Here is a 21,574-nt window from a genome sequence, read left to right as displayed (position 1 = left end):
TTTAGGCCGGGTCGCTCGAACCGCGTGTACAGCCCCAGCCTCTCGCCCAAGCCTGCACGGAGCCTCCCGAAATCGATAGGAACCCCAATGACGTCTTCCCCTCCCACCACCGAAGAACAGCTACGCCAGTTGTCAGCTTGCGCCACCAGCAGTGAGCATCTGCTCGATGCCCAGCCGCGCCTTGCCACACTGATGGCAAGCCACTTGCGCCATGCGTTGGCAACTCTCATGCCCACCAGCCCGCCCAATCCCAATGAAGTGTTTCTCAACGAGTACGTTTACGACACACCATCGACGGATACACCGGGCACAAGAGTGCCAGTGCCCCGGGTAACCCGTTCTAACAGCCTGACACAGGTGCTCCACGAGGCTATCGCCACCCAAAGAGTGCCCACCCAACTCGCCAAAGAGCAGCAGGGCTGCACCGTCAGCCAGGCGGTGGGCTTCTACAGACATTTCAATGGCGCTGGTCGTGACGGCGAAATAACCTCTCTTGAGGTCGCCGCCTTCAATAAGCTGATCAGCGATATGCAACAGGACAGCCTGGGCTTGTATTTAAGCGAGCTTGAGGCGTTCTGGACCTCACCCCATGTCGGCACCTGCGCCCTCAGCGTCCACGATGCGATCAGTCAAAAACAACGCCAAATGTTTGTCATTGAGGCAGATCTGAAACTGCATGATGCCCGGCAACAGCGCACACCGGCACGGCTGAAGATCGTGACCGAGGGCAGACAGTTGATCGAAAACCTGATAACCCACGAGAACTCGGGCAACGCTACGCCAGCACAAAAGCACGATATTAGCCTTTACTCAACGCAACAACCTGAGTGGTGCACAGCCCTTAACGGCTGTTTCGTACTCACCGAGCGAATACACGCAGCCCTGCCAACGGTCCTGTATACGCCCCAGTTTGGAGTTGAGATCTTCGAGCAGTTCTCCGTCATGGAAAACGCCCTGCGCCAACGCCTCCTGAATGGTACCGAAAAAACCCAACTGCTCGCCAACGTTGCGGCCAGCGAAAGAACACGTGCCAACGAGGTACTAACCCGTGAGCGGAACTTACGTTATGCACCCATCACCGGGCAGGTATTCAGCCAGTGCCTGCAAGCCCACCGTAACCAGCAAGCGGCCGACATAAATCACCTATTCAGCACCTCCCACACCACGTTTGAAGCATTGGCGACAAAGCTGCTCACCCCGCTGGCGCTGCCGCTCAAGGGTAATCCAGCCCTGCTGGCCCGCATGCCTGAAGCGACACCGGTGGCCCCCCTCAGCGCCCATACCCCGCCGGATATCGAACAGCAAACCAGCCTGATACGGCTCTGGAATTCGCTCAATGAGCAGATCGGCGATGTACTGGACAAGCACAAACATCCCTCGCTCGAAAGCGCTCTGAAGTCTTTGCTCAAGGAAACCTTCGCGCAATTAGCCCCTGAAACCAAGCCGAGCAGCTTGTATGTCAACCGCTACCGTATCGACAGCCTCGGCCAGCGTCACTTTGAAGCCTCTCAAACATTGTCGCAGAGGCTGTGTGCCTTGCTTCGCTGGGAAAACATTGCATTGAATACCGAGGAGCCAGAAGATCAGGCGGCGCAACAAGCCCAGGACGTAACCGACGGCACCGTCACTGAAGGCGTCTTCAGCACGGCTACCGCCTTCAGTGCAACCGACCAGATTGCGCAGAACGGCACCCTGCTGGAACTGGCCGAAACGATGCAGGCTCGACTGGCCGAGCAGGTCAGCACCTATTGGCGTACGCCCATAGCGCCTGAACTGGCCTGCCCCCAGGCCAGGCTAATAGACGTTTACCGCCAAGTCCTCGATGTCCAGGCGCGGTTGGGCAAGGTCGACAATACCCTGAGCCCACGGGGTAAACAGCTGATTGACCAAGTGCTGCTCTATCCGACCCAGGCTCGGCGTGAAGCCGCCTTTACCCATGGCTGCCGCCCCGGGGTCTATCAATTGACAGTCAGCACCGGTACCGCAGACGGCGCACGCCTGGCGGGCAGTTTCGTGCTGGCCTCCACTGACGGGGCCAGCCCGGTGCAACCCCACTGGCCATTCGGGCACAAATGGCTCAGCACCCAAGGAGTTGGCGGGACCGTTCCTTCGGGGGTGGTGCTGCTCTACACCCCAGACCAGGGTTTTGAAGAGTTTGCGACACTTCAAAGCCTGCATGACACGCTTAAAACCCGCATCGATGTTGGTGAGGACGCCGGCAAGGCGTTGGCCAGCGGCCTGCCACTGTCGGTGCAACAGACAAAAGCCGGGCTATGGGGAGGCGACCTGCGCAACATCTTTGCGCCGATTGAGTCCGACTTTGTAGCCGACACCATACAAACGTTGCTGGACAAACAGCAGGCCGATATCCAGGCCCTGCTGGGCTTGGCCGAGGGCGAGACGGATCTCGAATACAATGGCCGCGCGCAGATGATCGACTCGTTGGATATGGCCGCGCCGTTTCTTGCACGCGACCAACGATTCCTGGAGCACTGGCAACCTGATTGGGAAAAGCGCCTGAGCCCGACGGAGCGGCAGACACTGCAAGACCTGGCCACGACGGCACAAGCGAAGCAGGACGAGCTGAGCGAGCAGTGGCAAGCCCTTATTCCGACATTGGCTGAATATGCCAAGGAACAGGTACTGCTCAAGATACGCGCGTTCCTGGCAGAAAAGGGCCCGAGCGGCCACGTCAGGGCAGGCTATCCCGCAGAGGGCATCGACCCGGACAAAATCATCGTCATTCGTACCACGAAGACCCGCATCAAGGCCGAGGGTGGTTTTGGGACTTTAAATGAAAGCGTAACCTCCCAGCAAATAAGCCTGACCAACCTGCTGTTAAAAAACAACAAGCCGTGGGAAAGGAGCCTCCACTGGACTGAGGACGACCTGTTGGAAGCCACACTCGTGAACGCCCAGGGTCGAACGATGAGGGATGCCCAAGGCCGCTCCATCACCCTGGGCAAGGAACGCCTTGAGCAATGGGTCACGGAGTTGAATATCAGCCATGAGTACATCGAAAACGTGCTCAAGAAACACCTCGCCCCGGATACCACAAACGCGGCTGGCCAAGCCCTGCAAAAAGCCTGGATAGAGAGCCAGGCGTCCGCCCTGAATTACGCGGCCCTGGTGGCACGGTTGAGCCCGGATGCCTACAGCACGACATTGGTCAGCAATAACCTAGAGAAGAAAGGCGCCGCCTGGGTAGCCGCGGTACTGACCGATCCAGACCCCAAGACCCGCCAAAAGGTAGACGGACAGGCGGTGGTCGCCAATGCGCTGATGTTTAATCCGATTATGGATAGCCGCGAAGCCCGCGGCGGGCAGACGGTGAACGGGGTTCTGATTCTTTCCACCGACACCGACACGATGACAGTGCTGTTTACCCCAAATGCCCCAGACCTTCTGGAGCTCCGGGAAATAGCCAGTGAAACCGACCTGGTCAGGCTGATGCGCAGTCCGGCATGGCAGGATTATCTTAAGGCACGACTGCCGGACAACACGCGTTTGCGGACTTATCGCCTGGCGGCACACGCGGGCGATTTACTGCCCGGGCTGTACCGACAGAACTACCTGCACCTGCTGGACAAAACAGACACCGAAAGCGTGACTAACGAGGAGCTGAACGACCAGTCCGTCGCCAACAAGGTCTTATTCGGCGTTGAGGTCGTCACGACCGCACTGAGTGGGTTTCCGTGGGCGGGAAGGCTGACCTCTTCGGCCTTTCAGTGGTTGGGCAGAATAGGCCGCACCACGGTCCAGACCTTGCGCAACCTGGGGCACAGCGCTGCGGGGTTGATTATGCGTCGCAGGATCGCCGGGCGGGTGCTGTTCGAGGTCGCAAGCGCAACCACGATGGTCACCGGTGTTGCACGGTCCTCGGGGCTCGGCGTCAAACCGTTACAAATGCTACTCAAACCTGCGAAGCGAACACCCTTGTCGGGCCTGACGGCACACCAGCGTGCGTTCCAGCAGGAAAGCGCCAACCTGGCGGTCCCGGGCGGAATACCTGCTGATACATCCTTGGCCGAAGGTACGGGCATCTATCGAACTGCCGGGTCGCCCACCACGTTGCTGGTACGCAGCACCAGTGAAACGGGCAGACAGCAGGTGTTTCGCATTCAGAACTCGTTCAACCTCCACGATCCAAATGGGCTGGTCGCACCGCTGCTCAAGCCATCGGGAGGCTGGACCCCGTTCAGATTGCGGCGCTTGCCCAACAAGAACTGGGTACTCGACACCTTTGAACGTGCGCCCGGCGGGACCCCGCCAGCCCATTCCAACACGACGGAGGCGCTCAGGGAATGGCAGGCACAAGTCAACGCCCACGCCCAGTCAACTGCCCCGCAAGCAGCTCTGGACCCCGCCGCTTTTTTTCGGAGCCGCGGTATCCCGGTCGGCACGTGGAACAAATTTGTCAGGCAAAGCGGCAGTATCAATGCGAGAGGGCTCCACAGGATCAACCCTAACCAGGGGCATGCTCCCCTCACCGATGAACTATTCATGAAATGGGTGGAGCTCGGTCAAGAAACCCGCGAAGCAGCCACTCATTTTGTCCTCGCTCACAACATTCATCCCGCCGTGTGGGCACAGTACGTTACGAAGTGGGGGTCATTGACCTCAAGCGGCGCGATCCGAACATTACGACTAAGTAGGCTCGCACCAGGAATACGAAGCACTATTACCGACCAACACCTTCTGGACTGGGACAAGTTGTACCTTCGACCACCGGTCCCAAGAACGACGCCCATCACAAGAAATGACGTCGTGGCCTATGCCATTGAGAAAAACATCCGCATTGATACCTGGATGCGTTACGTATCGTCGATCAACGGCGAATTTCGGTTGAGTGTTCCCAAACTACCCGCACGCCTGCAACGACTGGGAATAACAAGTACGCCACCACCAGCAGCGCCTCCGCCAGGTACGACCTCACCGACGTGAACACACGCAGAAGCTCCTAAAGGACCACCCGGCTCGCGACTGCATCAGTTGCATAATCGTGAGCCGGGCCGCAAGACGCCCTCAGCGGCGTTAGACCTACAGTGCTTAATCCAACGCTTTCCAGATCTCGGTGGCGTACTCGCGGATCGTCCTGTCCGAGGAGAACCAGCCCATCCGCGCCGTATTCAACACCGCCGAACGCCACCACGCCTTGGAATCATGCCATTGCGCCTCGACCCGCGCCTGGGCGTCCCAGTAAGAGTCAAAGTCGGCACAGACCAGGAAGCGGTCGTAGTCGATCAGCCCGTCGATCAAGCCCACATAACGGCCCGGATCATCCGGCGAGAACACCCCGCCACGGATCGCCTGCAACACATCGTTCAAGCGATGAGACGCGGCAATGTCCGGCCCGGCATTGAACTCGCCGGCATGCTTGCGGGCTTCTACCTGCTGGGCACTGAGGCCGAAGATGAACATGTGCTCGGCGCCTACGCGCTCGTGCATCTCCACGTTGGCGCCGTCCATGGTACCGATGGTCAGCGCGCCGTTGAGGCCGAACTTCATGTTACTGGTGCCCGACGCCTCGAACCCGGCGGTAGAGATCTGCTCCGACAAGTCCGCCGCCGGAATGATGCTTTCCGCCAGGCTGACGTTGTAGTTGGGCAGGAACACCACCTTGAGCAAGCCGCGCACGGTCGGGTCGTTGTTGACGGTGCGGGCGATGTCGTTGGTCAGCTTGATGATCAGCTTGGCCTGGTGATAACTCGCCGCTGCCTTGCCGGCGAAAATCTTCACCCGCGGCACCCAATCGACCTCCGGCTCGGCCCGGATCGCCTGATACAGCGCCACGGTGTGCAGCAGGTTGAGCAACTGGCGCTTGTACTCGTGGATACGCTTGACCTGCACGTCGAACATCGCCGCCGGGTTCACCGAAATGCCCAGGCGCTCATGGATGATCTCGGCCAGCGCACGCTTGCTGTGCAGGCGTTGGTCGGCGAAGGCTTTGCGGAAGGTCTGTTTCTCGGCGAAGGTTTCCAGCTCGCCCAGGCGGGTTTCCATGGTGTCGAGAATGTCCGGCCCCAGCGCTTGCACCAGCATATCGGTGAGCTTGGGGTTGGCCTGGTACAGCCAGCGGCGGAAGGTGATGCCGTTGGTTTTGTTGTTGATGCGCTCCGGGTAGAGCTTGTGCAGCTCGGAAAACACCGTGCTGCGCATCAGCTGCGTGTGCAGGCCGGACACGCCGTTGACGCTGTGGGAGCCGAGGAACGCCAGGTTGCCCATGCGTACACGCCGGCCGTTGTCTTCTTCGATCAATGACACGGCGCGCAGCACGTCGAAGTCATGGATGCCTTTGGCGCGCAGCGAGTCGATGTGCTGGGCGTTGATCAGGTAGATGATCTGCATGTGCCGCGGCAGCATGCGTTCCATCAGGCCCACAGGCCAGGTTTCCAACGCCTCGGGCAGCAGGGTGTGGTTGGTGTAGGAAAGGGTTTCGACGGTGACGTCCCACGCGGCTTCCCACGGGATATCGTGCAGGTCGACCAACTGGCGCATCAACTCGGCCACGGCGATGGACGGGTGGGTATCGTTGAGCTGGATGGCGGCGTGTTCGCCCAGGCTCAGCACCGAGCCGTGCATGTTCTTGTGGCGGCGCAGCAAGTCTTGCAACGAGGCCGAAACGAAGAAGTATTCCTGGCGCAGGCGCAGTTCCTGCCCGGCTTCGGTGCTGTCGGCCGGGTAAAGCACGCGGGAAATGCTTTCGGCGCGCGCCACCTCGGCTACCGCGCCCAGGTGGTCACCAGCGTTGAAGCGCTCCAGGTGCAGGTCTTCCACCGCACGAGCACGCCACAGGCGCAGGGTGTTGACGCTGGCACCACGCCAGCCAACCACCGGAGTGTCGTAGGCCACCGCACGTACGGTTTCGCTGGGCGACCACACTTGAATCATCTTGCCGGACGCGTCCGCCAGGGTTTCCACGCTGCCGCCAAAGCCGATCGGGTAGATCACCTCGGCGCGCTCGAACTCCCACGGGTTGCCGAAATCCAGCCAGCGTTCGGTTTGCTCCTGCTGCCAGCCGTCGACAATTGCCTGGCGGAACAAGCCGTGCTCGTAACGAATGCCATAACCGTGACCGGCAATGCCCAGGGTCGACATGCTTTCCATGAAGCACGCCGCCAGGCGGCCCAGGCCACCGTTGCCGAGCGCCGCGTCGGGCTCGAGCAGGCGGATGCGCTCAAGGTCGACACCCAGCTCAGACAAGGCATCGCGAGCGATCTCCAGCACGCCGAGGTTACTCAGGCTGTCGTAGAGCAGGCGGCCGATAAGAAATTCCAGCGAGAGGTAATAGACCCGTTTCTGGCCTTTGCGGTAGATGCGCCGCGTATGGTCCATCCAGTGGTCGACCATCTGGTCGCGGGCGGCCAGGGCAATGGCTTCGAACCAGTCATGGTCGAAGGCGTGATCCGGGTCCTTGCCCACCGCGTAGGTGAGTTTGGTCAAGACGGCATCGCGAAATGCGGCTACCTCTGCTTCTCGTGCAAGTGGTTCCTGAGACATCAAATGCGACCTCGGGCGAGATAGAAGGAGTTGCTAGAGCCTAGACGGTCTGACAGACGGTAGACGCTCTGGTTCGTCAGTTTTTTAACTCATTGATCATTGCGTGAATTTAATGCAGAGGTCGTGCCTGATTGCCGTTCGCGCAGAAACCCTGAAAATATTGTTCAAAAAACCACCAATCCCGGTATGATCGCGCGCCCGGATACAGCCCCACCTTTTGGAACCCCGATGAAGCCTCAACTGATCGCCGCCGCGGAACTCGACCGTCTCGAGACCTGGCAGAAATACTCTGCCCATATGTGTGGTGGCTGCGTGTCCAGCTGCTGCACGCTGCCGGTCGAAGTGAAGATCAAGGACCTGATCCGCATCGGCATCGTCGATGAGTTCGAGCGCGGCGACCCGCCGAAGAACATCGCCAAGCGGTTGCAGAAGGAAGGCATCGTCGAGCGCTTCAATTCCAAATCCGAGATTTTTACCCTGCAGCGCATGAGCAACAACGACTGCCTGTACCTGGATCGTAAGACGCGCTTCTGCACTATTTATGACAAGCGTCCGGATACCTGCCGCAACCACCCGAAAATCGGGCCGCGGCCGGGGTATTGTGCGTACAAGCCCAAGGAAGTGGTGCGCGAGACCAAGTTCAAGACCCTCGACAAGTTCTGATCCGGATTTTGTGGGGCTCTCTCGGGCCTCATCGGGGGCAAGCCCCCTCCCACATTTTGATCTGTGAACACATTCAAGTGTGGGAGGGGGCTTGCCCCCGATAGGGCCAGTACAGACACCGCACAAACAGCAGGCATAAAAAAACGCCCCCGGCCTTTCGACCGGGGGCGTTTTTCATTCAGCCTGAGTTAACTCAGTTCTTGGCTTTCTTGGCAGCGCGGGTACGCTCGCCTTCGTCAAGAATCTTTTTACGCAGGCGGATCGACTTAGGCGTCACTTCGCACAATTCATCGTCCTGGATGAATTCCAGGGCCTGTTCCAGGGTGAAGCGAACAGGTGGGACCAGAGCGATGGTTTCGTCTTTGCCCGAAGCACGCATGTTGTCGAGCTTCTTGCCTTTGGTTGGGTTGACGCCCATGTCGTTGTCACGGCTGTTCAGGCCAACGATCTGACCGTTGTAGATCTCTTGACCGTGTTCAACGAACAGCTTGCCACGCGCCTGGAGGGTTTCCAGGGAGTAGGTCAGCGCCTTGCCGGTTTCTACCGATACCAGAACACCGTTCTGACGGCCGGACATGTCGCCGGACTTCATGGTGTCGTAGCGATCGAAGATCGAGGTCAGGATGCCAGCACCGTTGGTCAGGGTCAGGAACTGGTTACGGAAACCGATCAAACCACGAGCAGGGATGTTGTATTCCAGACGTACACGGCCTTTGCCATCCGGCACCATGTTGGTCAGGTCGCCCTTACGCAGGCCCATCTCTTCCATGACCTTGCCCTGGGATTCTTCAGGGGTGTCGATGGTGACGTTTTCGAACGGTTCCTGCTTCACGCCGTCAACCTGACGGATGATCACTTCCGGACGACCAACACCCATTTCGAAGCCTTCGCGACGCATGGTTTCGATCAGTACCGAGAGGTGCAGCTCACCACGGCCGGAAACCTTGAACTTGTCAGCCGAGTCGCCTTCTTCAACGCGCAGAGCAACGTTGTACAGCAGCTCTTTGTCCAGACGTTCCTTGATGTTACGGGAAGTCACGAACTTGCCTTCTTTACCGCAGAAAGGCGAGTCGTTTACCTGGAAGGTCATGGAAACGGTTGGCTCGTCAACGGTCAGAGGCTTCATCGCCTCGACGTTGTCCGGCTGGCACAGGGTGTCGGAGATGAACAGCGAGTCCATGCCGCTGACGCACACGATGTCGCCGGCGAAAGCTTCTTCGACGTCGATACGGTGCAGGCCGTGGTGGCCCATCAGCTTCAGGATACGACCGTTACGCTTCTTGCCGTCGGCGCCGATAGCGACAACCGGGGTGTTCGGCTTGACGCTACCACGAGCGATACGGCCAACACCGATAACACCCAGGAAGCTGTTGTAGTCCAGTGCCGAGATTTGCATCTGGAACGGGCCTTCACGGTCAACTTTTGGCGCCGGTACGTTGTCGACGATCGACTGGTACAGCGGGGTCATGTCTTCAGCCATGTCGGTGTGTTCCAGACCGGCAATGCCGTTCAGGGCCGAGGCGTAGACGACTTTGAAGTCCAGCTGTTCTTCGGTGGCACCCAGGTTGTCGAACAGGTCGAAGATCTGGTCCAGAACCCAGTCCGGACGCGCGCCTGGACGGTCAACCTTGTTGATGCACACGATCGGACGCAGGCCGGCTTCGAAAGCCTTCTTGGTCACGAAACGGGTTTGCGGCATAGGGCCGTCTTGAGCGTCAACCAGCAGCAGAACGGAGTCAACCATCGACATTACGCGTTCTACTTCGCCGCCGAAGTCGGCGTGGCCCGGGGTGTCCACGATGTTGATGTGGTAGCCGTTCCAGTTGATAGCGGTGTTTTTTGCCAGGATGGTAATACCGCGCTCTTTTTCCTGGTCGTTGGAGTCCATCACGCGCTCGTCGTTGAGCTCGTTGCGCTCCAGGGTGCCGGATTGACGCAGGAGTTTGTCTACCAGGGTGGTTTTACCATGGTCAACGTGAGCAATGATGGCGATGTTACGTAGATTTTCGATCACTTGTGTATCTCGATCAGAGGATTCGGTGTGCTGACAGGTCGTGGCAGCGATTTACAGTAGAGTCAGGCCTTGCCGTTACAGCTTGACGGCAGAGTCGGGGGGCCGGTGACGCAGGCCACAGGCAAACAGCCCCGGGCTCTTAGCTCGGTCGATAAACGCGCACATTGGCATGCCCCTCACTGAGCAAATGGTGGGCATGCAGGCGACTCATCACGCCTTTGTCGCAATACAGCAGGTACTGACGGCTGTCATCCAGTTCCTTGAAACGCGCGTTCAATGCGTAGAACGGCAGCGTTTGTACGTCGATGCCAGGAATTTCCAGCGGCTCATCCTCGGCGGCATCCGGGTGACGGATGTCGACGATGATCTGGCCGGCGAGGGCTTCGCTGACTTCTTCGATTTGCACATCCTGGCCCAATTCGTCGATTACTCGATCAATTGGCACCAGTTTGGCGTTCTCGAGCGCTCGCTCCAGAATCGCCATGTCGAACTGTTGTTCTTCATACTCCACGCGGTTGCGCTTGGCGTGGGTCTTGGGGTTCACCGAGATGACCCCGCAATACTCAGGCATGTGCTTGGCGAAATCCGCCGTGCCGATTTCTTCGGCCAAGTCGATGATGTCCTGCTTGTGACTGGCGATCAGCGGGCGCAACACCAGCTTTTCGGTCACGCAATCGATCAGCGACAGGTTCGGCAGCGTCTGGCTGGATACCTGGGAGATCGCTTCACCGGTCACCAGCGCGTCGATCTGCAACTGATCGGCGATACGGGACGCAGCGCGCAACATCATACGCTTCAAAACCACGCCCATATGACTGTTATCGACTTTGCCGAGAATTTCGCCCAGCACTTCTTCGAACGGTACGCTCACAAATAGCACGCGTTGGGAGCTGCCGTACTTCTTCCAGATAAAGTGCGCGACTTCCATCACGCCCAATTCGTGTGCACGCCCACCCAGATTAAAGAAGCAGAAGTGGCTCATCAGGCCGCGGCGCATGATCTGGTAGGCCGCCACGGTCGAATCGAAACCGCCGGACATCAACACCAGGGTCTGTTCCAGGGCGCCCAACGGGTAGCCGCCGATGCTGTTGTGCTGGCTGTGGATCACGAACAACCGTTGGTCGCGAATTTCCATGCGCACTTCAATTTCGGGTGCTTTCAGGGAAATTCCGGCGGCGCCGCACTCGCGACGCAGCTTGCTGCCGACGTATTTTTCCACATCCATGGAGCTGAACGGGTGCTTGCCGGCACGCTTGCAGCGCACCGAAAAAATCTTGCCGGCCAACGCGTCACCGAAGTGCTGCTTGCACTTGTCGGTGATGTCGTCGAAGTCGCCCAGCGGGTACTCATCCACCTGCAGGAAATGCGCGATGCCCGGCATGCAACTCAGGCGCTCGGTCATGTCCTTCAAGGCTTTGGCGTCGGTCAGGCGGGTTTCCAGCTCGAGGTTGTCCCACACGCCATTCACCACCACGGCCGGGTCCAGGTCACGGAGCACGGCACGGATGTTCTTGGCCAACTGACGGATGAAACGCGTCCGTACCGGTCGGCTTTTGATGGTGATCTCGGGGAAGACTTTAACGATTAATTTCATGGAAACAGCGCGCGCCGGGCCTGCTGAAAAAGGGGGGCGCGGATTATAGCGGAAATCGCTCAAGGTTTAACCAGTTAATATGCACCACATGTTAAGCGCACCAAAACGGGTCATTTTCACCGAATGACGCTACATTGCAGTGCGCTATTTATCGCGCTTTGGCCGCTTGCACCGTTATAGGGGCCATTTTGAGGCAAAAAGGCCATGTTGGCGCACTGGCATGCAATTTGCTCTCTTGTGAGGCAGGTTGCCTTGGCGGAGTATCCGCGCCGGCATCACCCAAATTCTAAGGGCTAACTCCACTACCCAAGCCCGAAGCCACCCGGAGGACACCATGTCGAAGTCGGTTCAACTCATCAAAGATCATGACGTTAAATGGATTGATCTGCGCTTCACGGACACCAAAGGTACTCAGCACCACGTGACCATGCCGGCTCGCGACGCGCTGGATGATGCTTTCTTCGAAGAAGGCAAGATGTTCGACGGTTCCTCCATCGCTGGCTGGAAAGGCATCGAAGCCTCCGACATGATCCTGATGCCGGACGACAGCACTGCCGTCCTCGACCCGTTCACCGAAGACCCAACCCTGATCATCGTCTGCGACGTGATCGAGCCTTCGACCATGCAAGGCTACGACCGCGACCCACGTGCGATCGCCAAGCGTGCCGAGGAATACCTGAAGTCGACCGGTATCGGCGACACCGTATTCGTGGGCCCAGAGCCAGAATTCTTCATCTTTGATTCGGTCAAGTTCAAGTCCGACATCTCCGGCTCCATGTTCAAGATCTTCTCCGAACAGGGTTCGTGGATGTCCGACCAGGACGTGGAAGGCGGCAACAAGGGCCACCGTCCAGGTATCAAAGGTGGCTACTTCCCAGTTCCGCCGTTCGACCACGACCACGAAATCCGTACCTCCATGTGCAACGCCATGGAAGAAATGGGCCTGGTCATCGAAGTTCACCACCACGAAGTGGCCACTGCCGGCCAGAACGAAATCGGTGTGAAGTTCAACACCCTGGTGGCCAAGGCTGACGAAGTCCAGACCCTGAAGTACTGCGTACACAACGTGGCTGATGCCTACGGCCGTACCGCGACCTTCATGCCTAAGCCACTGTACGGCGATAACGGTTCGGGTATGCACGTTCACCTGTCCATCGCCAAAGAAGGCAAGAACACCTTCGCTGGCGAAGGTTATGCCGGCCTGTCCGACACCGCCCTGTACTTCATCGGCGGTATCATCAAGCACGGTAAGGCCCTGAACGGCTTCACCAACCCGTCGACCAACTCCTACAAGCGTCTGGTCCCAGGTTTCGAAGCGCCGGTGATGCTGGCCTACTCGGCCCGTAACCGTTCCGCATCGATCCGTATTCCATACGTGTCCAGCCCACGCGCCCGTCGTATCGAAGCGCGCTTCCCGGACCCGGCAGCCAACCCATACCTGGCTTTCGCAGCCCTGGTCATGGCTGGCCTGGACGGCATCCAGAACAAGATCCACCCTGGCGACGCCGCCGACAAAAACTTGTACGACCTGCCGCCTGAAGAGGCCAAGGAGATCCCACAAGTGTGCGGCAGCCTGAAAGAAGCCCTGGAAGAGCTGGACAAGGGCCGTGCGTTCCTGACCAAAGGCGGCGTATTCAGCGACGACTTCATCGATGCCTACATCGAGCTCAAAAGCGAAGAAGAAATCAAGGTCCGCACTTTCGTACACCCACTGGAATACGAGCTGTACTACAGCTGCTGATCCGGTAGCGCTGCTTGACGTAGCGTGACGAAAAAGGCCTCCTTCGGGAGGCCTTTTTTTTTGTAGGATTACTCCGCTTTAGCGCCTGCAAACCCGATAAAAAATGTGGGAGGGGGCTTGCTCCCGATGGCAGAGTGTCAGGCAGTATAGGTATGACTGACTCACCGCCATCGGGAGCAAGCCCCCTCCCACAGGAGATCTGCGTTGAAACATAGACTCGTGTTCGCTCTGCTGTTTGTCAGTGCCAGCGTATCCGCCGCACCACCCACCCTCGAGCCGCTGCTCCACAGCATCGCCGAACGCCTGGAGATCGCCGACCAGGTGGCCTTGAGCAAATGGGACAGCCACAAGCCCGTGGAAGACAAGAAGCGCGAGCAAGAGGTGATCGCCAGTGTCGTCGCCCAGGCGCCGGGCTATAAGCTAGACCCCGCCGCCGCCGAGCAGTTTTTCTCGGCGCAGATCGAAGCCAACAAACTGGTGCAGTACACCCATCTGTCCGACTGGCAATTCCAGGGCAAGGCGCCCGACGAGCCGCGCCCGGACCTGATCAAGCAGATCCGCCCGCAGCTGGACGAGTTGCAAAAACGCCTGCTGCAGCAGTTGGCCGACTTCACCCCGCAGCGCACCGACCCCAAGTGTCCCCAATGGCTCGCCGAAGCCGTGCATGAGCCATTGAATGATCCGCTGCGCCAACTGGCGATGATCCGCGCTACGGCCGAGCTGTGCGTCTACAAAGGCTAACGCCTGCAAACCCAATCAAAACTGTGGGAGGGGGCTTACCCCCGATAGCGGTGGATCAGGCATGTAAATGCCGGCTGACACTCCGTCATCGGGGGCAAGCCCCCTCCCACATTTGATTGCATGTATTCAGGACTGTCTCTGGCAGCTTCCTGAACAACCTTTACAAAACCGCACTATGTTGGTGCGATAGGTTGCACCCGCCCCAGCGATCCAGCCCATTTTGGTTCGATTCTTCCCGAGCGGGCTGGCAGAACGCCACAGTTTCGCGCCTAAACCGCCTATTTCAGGGCTTTAACGCTTCTTTTCGGAGCCTTGGTTTGTTTTTTGCATTTTCCTTGTATCAGCGCGTGCCTCAAGCCTGCGCCTTGCTTCAAAAGAGGTCCTGATGACCATCAGTGATGCACTGCACCGTTTGTTACTCGACAACCTGACCACCGCGACCATCCTGCTCAATGCCGACCTGCGCCTTGAGTACATGAACCCGGCGGCGGAGATGCTCCTGGCCATCAGCGGCCAGCGCAGCCATGGGCAGTTCATCAGCGAATTGTTCACCGAGTCGGCCGAAGCCTTGAGTTCGTTGCGCCAGGCCGTGGAGCAGGCACACCCGTTCACCAAGCGCGAGGCGATGCTCACCGCCCTGACCGGCCAGACCTTGACCGTCGACTACGCGGTGACGCCGATCCTGAGCAATGGCGCGACCCTGCTGCTGCTCGAAGTGCACCCCCGCGACCGCCTGCTGCGCATCACCAAGGAAGAGGCGCAGCTGTCCAAGCAGGAAACCAGCAAGATGCTGGTGCGCGGCCTGGCCCACGAGATCAAGAACCCGCTGGGCGGTATTCGCGGCGCGGCACAGTTGCTGGCCCGCGAGCTGCCGGAGGAGCATCTGAAGGACTACACCAACGTCATCATCGAAGAAGCCGACCGCCTGCGTAACCTGGTGGACCGCATGCTCGGCTCCAACAAGCTGCCGTCCCTGGCCATGACCAATGTGCACGAAGTGCTGGAGCGCGTCTGCCAGTTGGTCGAAGCCGAAAGCCAGGGTTGCATCACCCTGGTGCGCGACTACGACCCGAGCATTCCCGACGTATTGATCGACCGCGAGCAGATGATCCAGGCGGTGCTCAATATCGTGCGCAACGCCATGCAGGCCATCAGCAGCCAGAACGAGCTGCGCCTGGGCCGCATCAGCCTGCGCACCCGCGCCCTGCGCCAGTTCACCATCGGCCATGTGCGCCATCGCCTGGTGACCAAGGTCGAAATCATCGACAACGGCCCGGGCATTCCTGCGGAGCTGCAGGAAACCATCTTCTTCCCCATGGTCAGCGGCCGCCCGGACGGTACCGGGCTGGGCCTGGCCATTACCCAGAACATCATCAGCCAGCATCAGGGCCTGATCGAATGTGAGAGCCACCCCGGCCACACCACGTTCTCGATCTTCCTGCCATTGGAACAAGGAGCCCCCACGACATGAGCCGTAGTGAAACTGTCTGGATCGTCGACGACGACCGTTCTATCCGCTGGGTCCTGGAGAAAGCCTTGCAACAGGAAGGCATGACCACCCAGAGCTTCGACAGCGCCGACGGCGTTATGAGCCGCCTGGCTCGCCAGCAGCCGGATGTGATCATCTCCGATATCCGTATGCCCGGCGCCAGCGGCCTGGACTTGCTGGCGCGCATTCGCGAACAGCACCCGCGCCTGCCGGTGATTATCATGACGGCGCACTCGGACCTGGACAGCGCTGTCGCGTCGTACCAAGGCGGCGCCTTTGAGTACCTGCCCAAGCCGTTCGATGTGGATGAGGCGGTGGCGCTGGTCAAGCGCGCCAACCAGCACGCCCAGGAACAGCAGAACCAGGAAGCCCCGCCGACCCTGACTCGCACCCCGGAAATCATCGGTGAAGCGCCGGCGATGCAGGAAGTGTTTCGCGCCATCGGGCGCTTGAGCCACTCCAACATCACCGTGCTGATCAACGGCGAGTCGGGCACCGGTAAAGAGCTTGTGGCTCATGCCCTGCACCGTCACAGCCCTCGTGCGGCCTCGCCGTTTATCGCGCTGAACATGGCGGCCATTCCCAAGGATTTGATGGAGTCCGAGCTGTTCGGCCATGAAAAAGGCGCCTTCACCGGCGCGGCCAACCTGCGTCGCGGGCGCTTTGAGCAGGCCGACGGCGGCACCTTGTTCCTGGATGAAATCGGCGACATGCCGGCCGACACCCAGACCCGCCTGCTGCGGGTGCTGGCCGATGGCGAGTTCTATCGCGTCGGCGGGCATACGCCGGTCAAGGTCGATGTGCGCATCATTGCCGCGACCCACCAGAACCTGGAAACCCTGGTGCACGCCGGCAAGTTCCGTGAAGACTTGTTCCACCGCCTCAACGTGATCCGCATCCACATCCCACGTATGTCGGATCGCCGGGAAGATATTCCCACCCTCGCCCGCCACTTCCTCAGCCGCGCCGCCCTGGAGCTGGCTGTGGAGCCGAAGCTGCTGAAAAGCGAGACCGAGGAATACCTGAAGAACCTGCCATGGCCCGGCAACGTACGCCAGCTGGAGAACACCTGCCGCTGGATCACCGTGATGGCGTCCGGGCGCGAAGTGCACATCAGCGATCTGCCGCCGGAGCTGCTGAGCCTGCCTCAGGATTCGGCCCCGGTCACCAACTGGGAACAGGCACTGCGCCAATGGGCCGACCAGGCCCTGGCACGCGGCCAGTCGAACCTGCTGGACAGCGCCGTGCCGGCGTTCGAGCGGATCATGATCGAGACCGCGCTCAAGCACACCGCTGGGCGCCGTCGCGATGCCGCCGTGCTGCTGGGTTGGGGACGCAATACCCTGACGCGCAAGATCAAGGAGCTGGGGATGAAGGTCGACGGCGGGGATGACGACGACGGCGACGAGGGCTGATCTAATTCAATGTGGGAGGGGGCTTGCCCCCCACATTTGGATCTTCACCAGGTTCACAGTTATGCACCGATTCAATGCAGCATGAACCGGCATTGGGCATTGAACCGGCCCGCAAAAAATCGCCAGGGTTAAAGAATGCTTCAACGCTGAAACCAGAAAAGCCCCGTATTCCGGGGCTTTTCGCTTTCTTGCAGTTTTTTATAGAGCAGATTGCAAACTCTGGCACGCCCCCTGCAATAACCCCAGTACTACCCAGTTTCGGGGACCTTGGTACAGGCAGGCCGAGAATCCCCTCTTTAACACCGAAGCCTTTGGCTTCACCCCGTTTTGGGAGCCCTGGTACAGGCAGGCCGGGAACTCCCTCTTTTATTACTCGTGGAGATGGATCTCCAGCCGCCAGCGGTCATCGACCTCTTCGCCCTTCCACTCCCCACGCAATGGCCGAGCCGCCACCAGGTTCAGCAGCAAGCCGCCGTCGGTTTTGCGGATGCGCCAGTTCACGTCCTTGTCGTTGACCTTGAGTTGCCCACCGGCGGCCTTGCCCTGTGCGTCGAACAGCAGCGCCACGGTGCCGTCGATATGCTCGCCGTGCAGCTTGGGCTCGCTGTTGAACCACACCACCAAACCGTCCACAGCAGGTTCCACCTGTTGCAGCTCGACCGGGTCCGGGGTGGTCAAGCGACCGATCATCAAGCCCACCATCAGCCCGACAATCGCCAATGAGCCGAGCACCCGCGGCAATAGCTTCGGCCTTGGGTCGTCTTCAGGGGTAGAATGCAGCGCATCTTTACCTTCGGAGCCGTGCATGTTTCACGTCATCCTTTTTCAACCAGAAATCCCGCCGAATACCGGCAACGTTATCAGGCTGTGCGCCAACAGTGGCTGCCACCTGCATTTGATCGAGCCGCTGGGCTTCGACATGGACGACAAACGCCTGCGCCGTGCAGGGCTGGACTATCACGAGTACGCCACCCTGCAGCGCCATGCCGACCTGGCCAGCTGCCTGGAAAGCCTGGGCCACCCACGCTTGTTCGCGTTCACCACCAAGGGCTCGCGGCCGTTTCATGATGCCAGCTTTGCCGAGGGCGACGCGTTTCTGTTCGGCCCGGAGAGCCGGGGCCTGCCGGCCGAAGTGCTCGACGCCCTGCCCGACGGCCACCGCCTGCGCTTGCCGATGCGCGAAGGCTGCCGCAGCCTGAACCTGTCGAACACCGTCGCCGTGGCGGTCTATGAAGGCTGGCGCCAACTCGGTTTCAAGTAATACACAGAACAAATGTGGGAGGGGGCTTGCCCCCGATAGCGGTGTATCAGCCAGCATATCTGTAGCTGACCCACCGCTATCGGGGGGCAAGCCCCCTCCCACATTTTTTACCGCATCGACTTATTGAACCGTCGACGAACCTTCCTGTTGCATGCGCTGCAGCTCTTGCGCGTACAGGGCATCGAAGTTCACCGGTGCCAGCATCAGCGCCGGGAACGAGCCACGGGTGACCAGGCTGTCCAGGGTCTCACGCGCATACGGGAACAGGATGTTCGGGCAGAACGCGCCCAGGGTGTGGCTCATGGACGCTTCGTCCAGGCCCTGGATCAGGAAAATGCCGGCCTGTTGCACTTCAGCGATGAAGGCCACTTCTTCGCCGTTCTTGACGGTCACCGACAGGGTCAGCACAACTTCGTGGAAGTCACCTTCCAGGGCTTTCTGACGGGTGTTCAAGTCCAGCGCGACGCTTGGGGTCCACTCCTGACGGAAGATGGCCGGGCTTTTCGGCGCTTCGAACGACAGGTCACGCACGTAGATGCGCTGCAGCGAAAACTGTGGGCCTTGAGCTTCTGCTGCTTCGGTGTTCTGTTGATCAGTCATCGCAGATCCTTCTCTATCTTGGGGCTTTTAGGGGTTAGGCGGACAGCAGCGCATCAAGTTTACCGGCGCGCTCAAGGGCAAACAGGTCATCGCAACCACCGATGTGCCGGGCGCCGATCCAGATCTGCGGGACCGACGTGCGCCCTGCCTTCTGGGCCATTTCGGCACGCACCTGGGGTTTGCCATCGACCTTGATCTCTTCGTAGGCAACCCCCTTCTTATCCAGCAAAGCCTTGGCTCGCATGCAATAAGGGCAGTAATCGCTGGAATACACGACAACCTGGCTCATATCACTTCACCAGCGGCAGGTTATCGGCCTTCCAGCTGCCGATACCGCCGGACAGTTTGGCGGCGGTGAAGCCGGACTTGAGCATTTCGCGAGCGTGCGTACCGGAATGCTGGCCTTGGGCGTCGACCAGGATGATGGTCTTGGCCTTGTGTTTTTCCAATTCGCCCAGGCGCGCCATCAGCTTGTCCTGGGGAATGTTCAGGGCGCCGACGATGTGGCCTGCGGCGAAATCCTTGGCCGGGCGGATATCCACGACAACAGCCTCGTCCTTGTTGACCAGCGCGGTCAGCTCCGCGGTGCTCAGGCTGCGGCCACCACGGCTCAATTCGTGAGCGATCAGCAGCGCCAGCAGGATGACGAAGGCACCCACGAGCAGATAGTGGGCAGTGGCAAATGCAATCAGGTGATCAACCATCAAGGAGGTTCCAGGGCGTTAAAATGGCGGTAAGTATACACAGCCGCCGGGGGCGGCCAACCCCCGTAAAGCGGTGACGCGGTTGGAACTTCGCTTTAAACTGCCACTCCCTTTTCCATTGTCTTCCTTTATTACCGCCGCGAGAGGATCTATGACTACCACGCCTAAACCTTTGGTCCTGATAATTCTCGATGGCTTCGGACACAGTGAAAGCCACCACGACAACGCCGTGTACGCAGCGAACAAGCCCGTGCTGGACCGCCTCACCGCCACCGTGCCCAACGGCCTGATCTCCGGTTCCGGCATGGACGTGGGCCTGCCGGACGGCCAGATGGGCAACTCCGAGGTCGGCCACATGAACCTCGGCGCCGGACGAGTGGTATATCAAGACTTCACCCGCGTGACCAAAGCGATCCGCGATGGCGAGTTCTTCGAGAACCCGACCATTTGCGCGGCGGTGGATAAAGCAGTCGCCGCCGGCAAGGCCGTGCACTTCATGGGCCTGCTGTCGGACGGTGGCGTGCACAGCCACCAGGACCATCTGATCGCCATGGCCGAACTGGCCTTCAAGCGCGGCGCCGACAAGATCTACCTGCACGCCTTCCTCGATGGCCGCGATACCCCGCCCAAAAGCGCGCAGTCGTCCATCGAACTGCTCGACGCCACCTTCGCCGCCCTGGGTAAGGGCCGTATCGCCAGCATCGTCGGCCGCTACTTCGCCATGGACCGCGACAACCGCTGGGACCGCGTGGCCCAAGCCTACAACCTGATCGTCGACGGCCAGGCCGAATTCAACGCCGCCACCGCCCAGCAAGGCCTGGAAGCCGCCTATGCCCGTGGCGAGAGCGATGAGTTCGTCAAGGCCACCACCATCGGCGAGCCGGTGAGGGTCGAAGACGGCGACGCCGTGGTGTTCATGAACTTCCGCGCCGACCGCGCTCGCGAGCTGAGCCATGTGTTTGTCGACGACGGCTTCAAGGACTTCGAACGCGCGCGCCAGCCGAAAGTCGAGTTCGTCATGCTGACCCAATACGCCGCCAATATCCCGGCCCCGTCGGCTTTCGCCCCGGGCAGCCTGGAAAACGTACTGGGCGATTACCTGGCAAAAAACGGCAAGACTCAACTGCGCATTGCCGAAACTGAAAAATATGCCCACGTGACCTTCTTCTTCTCCGGCGGGCGTGAAGAACCGTTCCCCGGCGAAGAGCGCATCCTGATCCCATCGCCCAAGGTCGCTACCTATGACCTGCAGCCGGAAATGAGCGCTCCGCAAGTCACCGACAAGATCGTCGATGCCATCGAGCACCAGCGCTATGACGTGATCGTGGTCAACTACGCCAACGGCGACATGGTCGGTCACAGCGGTAACCTGGAAGCGGCGGTCAAGGCCGTTGAATGCCTGGACCTGTGCGTCGGCCGTATCGTCGATGCGCTGGACAAAGTCGGTGGCGAAGCGCTGATCACGGCCGACCATGGCAACTGCGAGCAGATGTCCGATGAATCCACCGGCCAGGCGCATACCGCCCACACCACCGAGCCGGTGCCGTTCATTTACGTCGGCAAGCGTGATTTCAAGGTGCGCAACGGTGGTGTACTGGCAGATGTGGCGCCGACCATGCTGATGTTGATGGGGCTGGAAAAGCCGAAGGAAATGACTGGCACTTCAATCCTGGTCTGATCTAAACAACACTGTAGATCCAATGTGGGAGGGGGCTTGCCCCCGATGACGGAGTGTCAGTCAACACTTATGTGACTGGTCCACCGCTATCGGGGGCAAGCCCCCTCCCACATTAGCCTTGCGCTGTTTGGTAGATGTCTTTTTGCCATACCACCGCCACTCGGCACCTATCTT

The 21,574-nt window shown here is 59.7% G+C and carries 15 protein-coding genes; 8 read left to right on the top strand and 7 right to left on the bottom strand.

Annotated elements, in window-relative coordinates; translation table 11 throughout:
- Nucleotides 1-87: 87 nt before the first annotated feature.
- On the top strand, nucleotides 88-4,944 hold the full coding sequence (locus C4J94_RS01830; protein ID WP_124384724.1) for a hypothetical protein: 4,857 nt from the start codon (nucleotides 88-90) through the stop codon (nucleotides 4,942-4,944).
- Nucleotides 4,945-5,049: 105 nt separating this feature from the next.
- Here C4J94_RS01830 and C4J94_RS01825 read toward each other — a convergent pair whose 3' ends face one another.
- Nucleotides 5,050-7,500, bottom strand: coding sequence for a glycogen/starch/alpha-glucan phosphorylase (locus C4J94_RS01825; protein ID WP_124384723.1), 2,451 nt, complete (start codon nucleotides 7,498-7,500; stop codon nucleotides 5,050-5,052).
- Nucleotides 7,501-7,728: 228 nt separating this feature from the next.
- Between C4J94_RS01825 and C4J94_RS01820 the strand changes: the two genes are divergently transcribed.
- Entirely contained in the window at nucleotides 7,729-8,163 is a 435-nt protein-coding gene (locus tag C4J94_RS01820) for a YkgJ family cysteine cluster protein (RefSeq protein ID WP_017529542.1), read from the top strand.
- Between the two features lie 193 nt (nucleotides 8,164-8,356).
- On the opposite strand, the gene typA is transcribed toward C4J94_RS01820, so the two are convergent.
- Nucleotides 8,357-10,177, bottom strand: coding sequence for a translational GTPase TypA (gene typA / locus C4J94_RS01815; protein WP_003217997.1), 1,821 nt, complete (start codon nucleotides 10,175-10,177; stop codon nucleotides 8,357-8,359).
- A gap of 139 nt (nucleotides 10,178-10,316) precedes the next feature.
- Nucleotides 10,317-11,771: a tRNA uracil 4-sulfurtransferase ThiI gene (gene thiI, locus C4J94_RS01810; protein WP_124384722.1), complete on the bottom strand. Its 1,455-nt coding sequence runs from the start codon at nucleotides 11,769-11,771 to the stop codon at nucleotides 10,317-10,319.
- A gap of 334 nt (nucleotides 11,772-12,105) precedes the next feature.
- Between thiI and glnA the strand changes: the two genes are divergently transcribed.
- The 4 genes from glnA to ntrC all read left to right on the top strand — a co-directional run bounded on the left by glnA (nucleotide 12,106) and on the right by ntrC (nucleotide 17,157).
- On the top strand, nucleotides 12,106-13,512 hold the full coding sequence (gene glnA, locus C4J94_RS01800) for a glutamate--ammonia ligase (RefSeq protein WP_024072899.1): 1,407 nt from the start codon (nucleotides 12,106-12,108) through the stop codon (nucleotides 13,510-13,512).
- Nucleotides 13,513-13,668: 156 nt separating this feature from the next.
- Nucleotides 13,669-14,253, top strand: a complete 585-nt coding sequence (locus C4J94_RS01795; protein WP_256657710.1) for a chorismate mutase — start codon at nucleotides 13,669-13,671, stop codon at nucleotides 14,251-14,253.
- A gap of 385 nt (nucleotides 14,254-14,638) precedes the next feature.
- Nucleotides 14,639-15,724 carry a nitrogen regulation protein NR(II) gene (gene glnL, locus C4J94_RS01790; RefSeq protein ID WP_005783937.1) on the top strand — a complete coding sequence of 362 codons (1,086 nt, stop codon included), beginning with the start codon at nucleotides 14,639-14,641 and terminating at the stop codon, nucleotides 15,722-15,724.
- Nucleotides 15,721-17,157 carry a nitrogen regulation protein NR(I) gene (ntrC, locus tag C4J94_RS01785; protein WP_124384720.1) on the top strand — a complete coding sequence of 479 codons (1,437 nt, stop codon included), beginning with the start codon at nucleotides 15,721-15,723 and terminating at the stop codon, nucleotides 17,155-17,157. Before glnL ends, ntrC begins: the two co-directional genes overlap by 4 nt.
- Nucleotides 17,158-17,526: 369 nt before the next feature.
- On the opposite strand, the gene C4J94_RS01775 is transcribed toward ntrC, so the two are convergent.
- Complete coding sequence (locus C4J94_RS01775) at nucleotides 17,527-17,964, bottom strand: hypothetical protein (protein WP_124384719.1); 438 nt, start codon at nucleotides 17,962-17,964, stop codon at nucleotides 17,527-17,529.
- Here C4J94_RS01775 and C4J94_RS01770 point away from each other — a divergent pair.
- Entirely contained in the window at nucleotides 17,963-18,418 is a 456-nt protein-coding gene (locus C4J94_RS01770) for a tRNA (cytidine(34)-2'-O)-methyltransferase (RefSeq protein WP_010563141.1), read from the top strand. The two genes, C4J94_RS01775 and C4J94_RS01770, sit on opposite strands and share 2 nt — an antisense overlap.
- A 120-nt stretch (nucleotides 18,419-18,538) precedes the next feature.
- On the opposite strand, the gene secB is transcribed toward C4J94_RS01770, so the two are convergent.
- The 3 genes from secB to C4J94_RS01755 are packed head-to-tail and all read right to left on the bottom strand — an operon-like array spanning nucleotide 18,539 to nucleotide 19,722.
- Entirely contained in the window at nucleotides 18,539-19,018 is a 480-nt protein-coding gene (gene secB / locus C4J94_RS01765) for a protein-export chaperone SecB (RefSeq protein ID WP_012721755.1), read from the bottom strand.
- Nucleotides 19,019-19,052: 34 nt separating this feature from the next.
- The gene (grxC, locus tag C4J94_RS01760; protein ID WP_124384718.1) at nucleotides 19,053-19,307 is read right to left on the bottom strand and encodes a glutaredoxin 3; all 255 of its coding nucleotides are present in this window, start codon (nucleotides 19,305-19,307) and stop codon (nucleotides 19,053-19,055) included.
- A 1-nt stretch (nucleotide 19,308) separates the two neighbouring features.
- Nucleotides 19,309-19,722: a rhodanese-like domain-containing protein gene (locus tag C4J94_RS01755; protein WP_124384717.1), complete on the bottom strand. Its 414-nt coding sequence runs from the start codon at nucleotides 19,720-19,722 to the stop codon at nucleotides 19,309-19,311.
- A 151-nt stretch (nucleotides 19,723-19,873) separates the two neighbouring features.
- Between C4J94_RS01755 and gpmI the strand changes: the two genes are divergently transcribed.
- Nucleotides 19,874-21,400 (top strand): 2,3-bisphosphoglycerate-independent phosphoglycerate mutase, encoded by a 1,527-nt coding sequence (gene gpmI, locus C4J94_RS01750; protein ID WP_124384716.1) that lies wholly within the window; start codon nucleotides 19,874-19,876, stop codon nucleotides 21,398-21,400.
- Nucleotides 21,401-21,574: the final 174 nt, after the last annotated feature.

The sequence above is a fragment of the Pseudomonas sp. R5-89-07 genome, assembly GCF_003851685.1.
GTDB lineage: Bacteria > Pseudomonadota > Gammaproteobacteria > Pseudomonadales > Pseudomonadaceae > Aquipseudomonas.
This window is presented reverse-complemented; position numbering and strand designations above follow the sequence as displayed.

Excerpts from the sequence above, each read along its gene's own strand:
- C4J94_RS01770 (WP_010563141.1), top strand. The coding sequence starts at position 17,963 with ATGTTTCACGTCATCCTTTTTCAACCAGAAATCCCGCCGAATACCGGC.
- secB (WP_012721755.1), bottom strand. The coding sequence starts at position 19,018 with ATGACTGATCAACAGAACACCGAAGCAGCAGAAGCTCAAGGCCCACAG.
- C4J94_RS01825 (WP_124384723.1), bottom strand. The coding sequence starts at position 7,500 with ATGTCTCAGGAACCACTTGCACGAGAAGCAGAGGTAGCCGCATTTCGC.
- grxC (WP_124384718.1), bottom strand. The coding sequence starts at position 19,307 with ATGAGCCAGGTTGTCGTGTATTCCAGCGATTACTGCCCTTATTGCATG.
- gpmI (WP_124384716.1), top strand. The coding sequence starts at position 19,874 with ATGACTACCACGCCTAAACCTTTGGTCCTGATAATTCTCGATGGCTTC.
- C4J94_RS01755 (WP_124384717.1), bottom strand. The coding sequence starts at position 19,722 with ATGGTTGATCACCTGATTGCATTTGCCACTGCCCACTATCTGCTCGTG.
- C4J94_RS01830 (WP_124384724.1), top strand. The coding sequence starts at position 88 with ATGACGTCTTCCCCTCCCACCACCGAAGAACAGCTACGCCAGTTGTCA.
- glnL (WP_005783937.1), top strand. The coding sequence starts at position 14,639 with ATGACCATCAGTGATGCACTGCACCGTTTGTTACTCGACAACCTGACC.
- thiI (WP_124384722.1), bottom strand. The coding sequence starts at position 11,771 with ATGAAATTAATCGTTAAAGTCTTCCCCGAGATCACCATCAAAAGCCGA.
- ntrC (WP_124384720.1), top strand. The coding sequence starts at position 15,721 with ATGAGCCGTAGTGAAACTGTCTGGATCGTCGACGACGACCGTTCTATC.
- glnA (WP_024072899.1), top strand. The coding sequence starts at position 12,106 with ATGTCGAAGTCGGTTCAACTCATCAAAGATCATGACGTTAAATGGATT.
- C4J94_RS01820 (WP_017529542.1), top strand. The coding sequence starts at position 7,729 with ATGAAGCCTCAACTGATCGCCGCCGCGGAACTCGACCGTCTCGAGACC.
- C4J94_RS01775 (WP_124384719.1), bottom strand. The coding sequence starts at position 17,964 with ATGCACGGCTCCGAAGGTAAAGATGCGCTGCATTCTACCCCTGAAGAC.